General features: G+C 44.4%; 7 protein-coding genes. All 7 read left to right on the top strand.

The features are described 5' to 3' along the window. The first annotated feature begins 477 nt into the window (after positions 1 to 477). The 7 genes from GC102_RS37000 (at position 478) to GC102_RS36970 (ending at position 6,805) form a co-directional block, all read left to right on the top strand. Positions 478 to 1,494 carry a hypothetical protein gene (locus GC102_RS37000; protein WP_171693937.1) on the top strand — a complete coding sequence of 339 codons (1,017 nt, stop codon included), beginning with the start codon at positions 478 to 480 and terminating at the stop codon, positions 1,492 to 1,494. Next, positions 1,494 to 2,309, top strand: coding sequence for a DUF8832 domain-containing protein (locus GC102_RS36995; RefSeq protein ID WP_171693936.1), 816 nt, complete (start codon positions 1,494 to 1,496; stop codon positions 2,307 to 2,309). The genes GC102_RS37000 and GC102_RS36995 overlap by 1 nt, the downstream gene beginning before the upstream one ends. A 265-nt stretch (positions 2,310 to 2,574) precedes the next feature. Next, a complete protein-coding gene (locus GC102_RS36990; RefSeq protein WP_171693935.1) occupies positions 2,575 to 3,240 on the top strand; it encodes a Crp/Fnr family transcriptional regulator in 666 nt (221 codons plus the stop codon). Positions 3,241 to 3,266: 26 nt separating this feature from the next. Then, a complete protein-coding gene (locus tag GC102_RS36985) occupies positions 3,267 to 4,106 on the top strand; it encodes an ABC transporter ATP-binding protein (RefSeq protein ID WP_171693934.1) in 840 nt (279 codons plus the stop codon). Next, on the top strand, positions 4,039 to 4,794 hold the full coding sequence (locus tag GC102_RS36980; RefSeq protein ID WP_216628300.1) for an ABC transporter permease: 756 nt from the start codon (positions 4,039 to 4,041) through the stop codon (positions 4,792 to 4,794). The genes GC102_RS36985 and GC102_RS36980 overlap by 68 nt, the downstream gene beginning before the upstream one ends. A 35-nt stretch (positions 4,795 to 4,829) precedes the next feature. Then, a complete protein-coding gene (locus tag GC102_RS36975) occupies positions 4,830 to 5,858 on the top strand; it encodes an ABC transporter substrate-binding protein (RefSeq protein ID WP_171693933.1) in 1,029 nt (342 codons plus the stop codon). Positions 5,859 to 5,884: 26 nt separating this feature from the next. Then, the gene (locus GC102_RS36970) at positions 5,885 to 6,805 is read left to right on the top strand and encodes an MBL fold metallo-hydrolase (protein ID WP_216628299.1); all 921 of its coding nucleotides are present in this window, start codon (positions 5,885 to 5,887) and stop codon (positions 6,803 to 6,805) included. Positions 6,806 to 7,053 lie beyond the last annotated feature (248 nt).

Raw genomic sequence — 7,053 nt, 5'->3', positions numbered from 1 at the left:
TTTTCATAATTTGAAGTAGATTAAAGGCTGTCGAGTCCATTAGATTTTCAAATTCAATCTTTTTCGGGGATTAACGTCGCTCCAGTCCTTTAGTCGGGAAAGATGAATCTGAAGTTGATTTCACCCCCCATTTCCTTACTCAACAGCTGTATGTTGATTGGTCAGTCGTGGTTTATTTTTCATATACCGGTTAGGAAAAAAGAGAAGTGGAAGGCAGCTCAATGTAGAACAGAAGAGGGATGGGTGTGAGGGTGGAAAGTTCACGGGCCGACTTTGAAGTCATGTTTAAACCGCATAATAAATTCAAAGAACACGACTTCAGCAGCGGTTGGAACCCCACATCCATCCCTCCCCATGCGTAAAGTAGGAGAATTCTGTGGCCGGAATATTGCCTGTTGTCATATTCATTATCCTGTCTATGTCATTAGCTATGACATATAATATGGGTATGAAGACAAATTTGAGGAGATGATGGGTTTGTCAGTCCTGGTACCAGTGCCGCAATCGAAAATGAATATCGGTAATTTCAAGCATACGATCACGATGTTGATGGGGATGTGGCTTATCATTGGTTTGTTTATTGACGGCTTTGCTCATAACCACGGTGCGGTTGAAACCTTTTTTACGCCTTGGCATGCCATTTTGTATTCGGGGTATCTGGCTTGTGCCGTGTGGATTTTCTATCTGACTTATCAGAATAAATCTAGGGCAAATCATGCAACTTGGGCGCAGGCGATCCCGACAGGTTACAAGCTTGGCGTGGCAGGAGTGATCGTATTTTTCTTAGGCGGTCTTGGTGATATGTACTGGCATACGGTGTTTGGAATTGAGAAAAATATCGATGCTCTGCTGAGCCCAACCCATTTGATCTTATTGACGGGTGCACTTATGATCCTGACTAGTCCGTACCGTGCGATCAGTCACGCTGAAGATGAGGTTTCACCTACCTTTCGCCAATTGCTGCCTGCTTTGACCTCGGTTGCATTAACTTTTGCTGTCATGGCCTTCTTTCTCATGTATGCTTGGTCATTCCGTCAAAATCTATGGATGGCAAGGGAAGAAGATGCGATCGCAAGAGCTATCGTGGATTTCCTGATTACAACGATGCTGTTAGTCTTACCTGTCATGCTGGTTATAAGGAGATGGAAGCTCCCATTCGGTACCGTCACTTACTTCTTTGTTTTCCAAGCGGTGCTTATGGCGATACTGGATGGCTTTTCTCAATACGGATCTATTGTGATTCTATTGATTAGCGGGATTGCTGCTGATTTGATGTTTAGGTCTATTAAACAGTTGGAAGCGAGCGATTGGCAATATAAGGTTGTTTTCTTTCTAATTCCTGTTTTAATCTGGGGCTTATACTTTGCGGATTTGAGCATTTTTCATACATTGGACTGGGCGCCGGAGCTTTGGGGAGGAACGATGTTCATCTGTGGGCTCTGTTCACTGGGGTTAAGTATTCTCGCGGCTCCAATTGTGCATAGAAAAAGCTGATGAAAACAACGGTAGTTGTCCTTATAGGTATGACAATCCTTCTAACTGCCTGCGGTACGCAGCCAATAAAACATGACATGATGGGGATGCCGATGACGACAACATCTCCTTTAACACATGTCCACCCAAATGACGCGATTGCTCATTTTTCAGTCGCGTCGAAGCAATATTTGCCTAATGAGGATGCATCAGTGACGATTCTCATCCAAAATAAATGGAATAAACCGATTGATAAATTCGACATCATGCATGAAAAGCTGCTGCACTTGATCGTTGTCAGTAAGGATCTTACCTATTTTGACCATCTTCATCCTGAATACGTCGGTGGAGGTCGATTTGAAATCAAGACAAAGTTCCCGGCTAGTGGCCATTATCAGCTTATCGCCGACTTCACGCCGCAAGGCATGGGGGAGACGATTCAAACCCACTGGGTAACGATTAACGGGCAGCAAAAGAAAGAAGAAAAACTTCTTCCTGATACGAATCTTACGAAAAGAGTCGGCGACAAAGAAGTAACGCTTTCCTTCGACCATTTGATGGCTGGGATGGATTTAAAAATGAACTTTGCCATTAGAAGTGCTGAAACGAAAAAGCCTATAACTGATTTGCAGCCTTATCTAGGCAGTCTAGGTCATGTGGTGGCTATAAGTTCAGATGCCAAGGAGTTCGTCCATGTGCATCCGAATGATTCGAAAGCTTCCGGACCCGATGCAGCTTTTACCATCCACTTCCCCAAAAGTGGTATCTACAAAATCTGGGGTCAATTTCAGCATCATAATGAAGTGTTCATTGTCCCTTTTATCATAAAAGTATAATTTGTAATCAAAAAGAAATGTGTTATTCATCTGGGCTTAATGAAACAAGCTTATAATAAAACTCGACCCCCTTTAAAATATATATACCTTAAGACCCGCGGCCCGTTGCTGTGGGTCTCTTTTTTTTGTCCTGAACTAATTTTTTTGTGTTTGTCGGGAATCCGACATTCTAACACGTTATCATGTGGTAATATTAATATAACACATCGGAATACTCAGCATTAAAAGATGGCGTCATAGGAACATGGCAAAGGGGTTTTCACATATGGACCAATTGAATGAACTTGCCGATCTTCAGGAGAAGGACCCTACCAAGGAAGTCATGATTGAGGCATTTCGTAAACACGGGGCTATCCAAACCTACAGGAAAAATGAGTTTGTTTTTCAGGAGAATGATCAACCCAGCGGTGCCTATTATGTTGATTCGGGATTAATTAAGATTTCCCAATCCTCTGAGGAGGGGCAAGGGATTACCTTATTTCTACGCTATGAAGGCGAAATTTTCGGTAATGCGGAAATTTTGACGAACATTCCTCGGAAACGATACGCGAAGTGTTTGGTAGACAGCCAAATCATTACGCTAGATGGGCGGAAATTTCTCGAATTGGCCAAGGCGAATGCTGAGTTTTCTTATTCTGTTGCTGTTCTAGGAGCTCGCAGACTTCTGCAAACACAGAGGATGGTTGAAACGCTCATTTCCCGCCCCGTAGCTTGGAGGCTAGCTTGGTTCCTCATGCAGCTGGGCAAACCGACGAATGTAAAGCTTGAGGTTCAGGTGCCGCTCAGTCATGAAGAAATCTCTTATGTCATTGGCTGCAGCAGACAAACCGTCACAGAAACACTCAATAAATGGCGCGATAAAGGGCTCATCGACTACGCCAAAAAGAAAATCGTTATTTTTCATCCGAACCGTTTTTTCACAGACATATGACGGAGAATGGCTTGGAGGGTATTCAGATGATTAGGATAAATAATGTAGATAAATCCTTTTCACAGCGGAAAGGCACTACCTACACGGCGTTGGATCAAGTTTCGCTCACGATTAAGAAAGGGGAATTCGTCTCCATTGTAGGCCCTTCAGGTTGTGGGAAGTCAACGCTTTTGAACCTGATAGCAGGGTTTGAAAAGGTGAGCAGCGGAACCATTACCGTGGGTGGGCAAAAGGTTACGGCTCCGGGGGCTGATCGGATTGTTGTTTTCCAAGAGCACGGCCTGTTTCCGTGGCTTACGGTTCTCGATAATGTGGCCTTTGGTTTGAAGCAAAAGGGGTTATCGAAGAAAGAACGCTATGCACTCGCTTTTGAGCAGATTAAAGCTGTTCACTTGAGTAAGTTTGTTGATCGTTATCCACACGAACTATCCGGGGGAATGAAACAAAGAGTAGCCATTGCTAGGGCGCTAGTTATGGATCCCGACATCCTTTTGATGGATGAACCTTTTGCGGCCTTGGATGAACAAACGCGATTTATTTTACTGAAGGATTTGGAAGAGATTTGGCTGAAAACAGGTAAAACGATTTTGTTTATTACACACAACATTCGCGAAGCCGTTATTTTGTCAGATCGGGTTATCGTGATGGCAACGCAGCCAGGCAGGGTCAAGAAGGAATTTGCCGTACAAGCAGCAAGGCCTCATCAAAGTGGCGATCCGCTCATTCATGCCTTGGAAAATAAAATTATGGAAGCTCTGACGGATGAGCTCGAGAAGGTAGTCAGAGAGGAGCTCGGCCATGAATACAGCCTTAAGAAGAACAGTATTTCTAATTCTTCTACTGATCATATGGGAGTTGGGATTTAGGGTTTTTCAGTGGGGGTGGAAGTTTCCTTCACCGCTGCAAACCTTTCAAGCTTTCTATGATGGCTTTACGCAGGGGCATCTCCTTAACGCGATTGCAGCTAGTCTTCGTCGCTTACTCATTTCATTCGCTATTTCAATTGGGTTTGGGACGATTTTGGGCTATTTATTTGCACGTTATCGGTATTTTGACGAAACCTTCGGCTTTGTGGTTGTTGCTCTTCAGACGGTTCCGAGTATAGCGTGGCTGCCATTCGCGATTATTTGGTTTGGACTTAATGATACTTCCGTCATTTTCATTACGACGATAGGTGCGACTTGGACGATGTCGATGGCTAGCAGGACGGGGATTTTGAACATTTCACCGATTCATCTGAGAGCTGCGCAAATGCTTGGAACAGGCAGCGGTTACCGGTTGTTCTTTCAAGTGCAGCTGCCGGCGGCATTTCCCCATTGGATCACAGGGATCCGAGTGGCTTGGGCTTTTGCTTGGCGTGCACTTGTAGCAGGAGAGCTTATTGCCAAGGGAGTGGGTCTTGGGCAAATGCTTCAGGATGGACGCGGGCTTGGGGATACGGCATCCATTCTCTGTGTGGTCATTATTATAGCCGTTATAGGCACAATTTCGGATCATTTCTGTTTCAAACAGCTTGAGGATAAAATCGTGCTTCGCTTTCAGCTTAAGAAATAATTGGCGTTTCATCGAACAAATAAGGGGGAATTATTTTGAAAAAATTAGGTTGGGTCATGAGTTTGGTATTAACCGGATCACTGCTATTGTCAGCTTGCGGACAGAGTAACGAAGCAGCGTCAAGTGCTGCCAGTGCAACGGTGAAAATTGGTATTTTGAAAAATGTTACACATGCTCCGGGATTTGTGGCACTGCAAAATAATTACTTCCAGCAAGGTTTTGGCCAAAATGCCAAGATTGAAGTCACGGCTTTTGACAATGGAGCGGACTTCGCAACGGCGATTGCGACCGATCAGATTGATCTTGGTTATGTAGGTCCGGGACCGGTCATCAATCAATATTTGAAAAGTAAAAATATCAAGGTGATTTCTGGAGCGAATAACGGTGGAGCGGTATTGGTGGCTCGTAAGGATGCTGGCATCCAATCTGTTAAGGATCTCGTAGGTAAAACCGTGGCTGTTGCTGCCAAAGGTGGCACACCAGATCTGTCTCTTCGCCTGCTGCTGAAACAGGAAGGTTTAAAAGTATCCACAGATACTTCCGGTGTACAAATCGTTACACGTGCTCCAGCAGATACCTTGGTAGCGATAAGGCAGAAAGAAGTGGATGCCACATTAATTGCAGAACCTTGGGGGACGCAAATCATTCAAGAAGGTTCTGGAACGATTCTAGTCGATTGGAATAAAATTCCACCAAAAGATGGGAATTATCCCTTAACGATACTTGTAGCGAGCGATAAATTTCTCAAAGAGCACCGTGATTTGGCCAAAAAAGCCGTGAAAGCAAACAAACAGGCCATCGATTTTATTCAGCAAAACCCGAGTAAAGCCTATGGTCTGATTAGCGATGAATTGAAGCAGTTAACCGGCAAAGGGATGGACCCGGCGCTCATTAAAGCGGCTATTGATCATTTGAAATTAACGGAAGATATCACCTTAGATGATATTAACGAGCAGGCCAAAGCCTCATTTGATGCTGGCTATTTAAAAGTGAAAGCGGAAGAACTGGACTTCAGCAAATTTCTGGATTTAACGCTTTTGAATGAAGTGAAAAAAGAAAAATAATCATAGTTACTTAGGAGGTCATTCATTTGCACATACAACCGCAGGAAAACCTATTGCCGGATTTTCATGAGCATATCAAAGTAGTGATACTAGGCACAGGTACACCGAGGGCCTTTTACGGTAGAGCCAAAGCAGGCGTCGCCATTCTCGCAGGGGATAAAACCTTTCTGTTCGACTGCGGTGGCGCGACCGTTGATCAACTGATTAAGGCGGGGATCATGCCGCAGCGGATCTCGGATGTCTTTTTCACCCATCATCATAGCGATCATAATTCCGGATTTTTCGATGTATTCATTACGAGCTGGCGTACGCATGTGATTGCGGATCGCGTATTTGAGGGGCGCAAAGGTCCAATGAATGTGTACGGACCAACGACGACGAAAGCGATCATAAGTAAAATGAGAGAGTCTTTTGATTTCGATGTGAATCTTCGGGTGAATTATAATTTCTCTGCCGGGGCAGGGGCGGACATTCAATACTTCGAAAATAACGAGGGTATTGTTTACGACCAGGGTGGTGTTAAAATTACCGCTTTCGAAGTGGATCATAAGCCTGTTTATCCAGCTATAGCTTATAAATTCGAATACAACGGCAAATCGGTTGTCATTTCGGGGGATACAATCCCTGTTGAAAATATGGTCAAACATAGTCAAGGTGTCGATTTACTTGTGCATGAATCTTACAATAAAACATGGCTGGACGCGCTTATTGCCAAATTTCCCGAGCAGACGATTGGCTTGTCCAATCCTGCGAAGTATCATTCAACTACGCTGGAAGTCGCTGAAATCGCTCGAGCAGCTGGGGTTGCGCATTTGGTGCTCACCCACCATATACCTGCGCCTGCAGCTAATGATGAAGCCGAAGCCGATTACATGGAAGGCATGCGAGATATCTACTCAGGCCGAATCACGATGGCTAGAGATTTAATGGCATTTGATCTTTCATAGTTATATGGAAAAGCCGCCCCGAGTAATGTCTCGAGGCGGCTTTTCCGCACGAAAATAATTGATACGTTTTTGGCTTTGGGGTAAAGCGACTAAGCTTTTGCAGGTTGAATGAATCTATATTCTCGGTTGAAGTGATGTTGTAGAATGTGCAACAATTACTGCCAAATTCCCGCCTCTCCCCCTTCGTTGTTGCATAATGTACAACAATCGGGCCCGATAAAGGCTGTTTTGCAATAAATGGGCTCGAA

Source organism: Paenibacillus germinis (assembly GCF_013141785.1).
Classification (GTDB): domain Bacteria; phylum Bacillota; class Bacilli; order Paenibacillales; family NBRC-103111; genus Paenibacillus_E; species Paenibacillus_E phytorum.
Note: the sequence above shows the minus strand (reverse complement) of the source record. Positions and strands in the feature narration are given on the sequence as shown.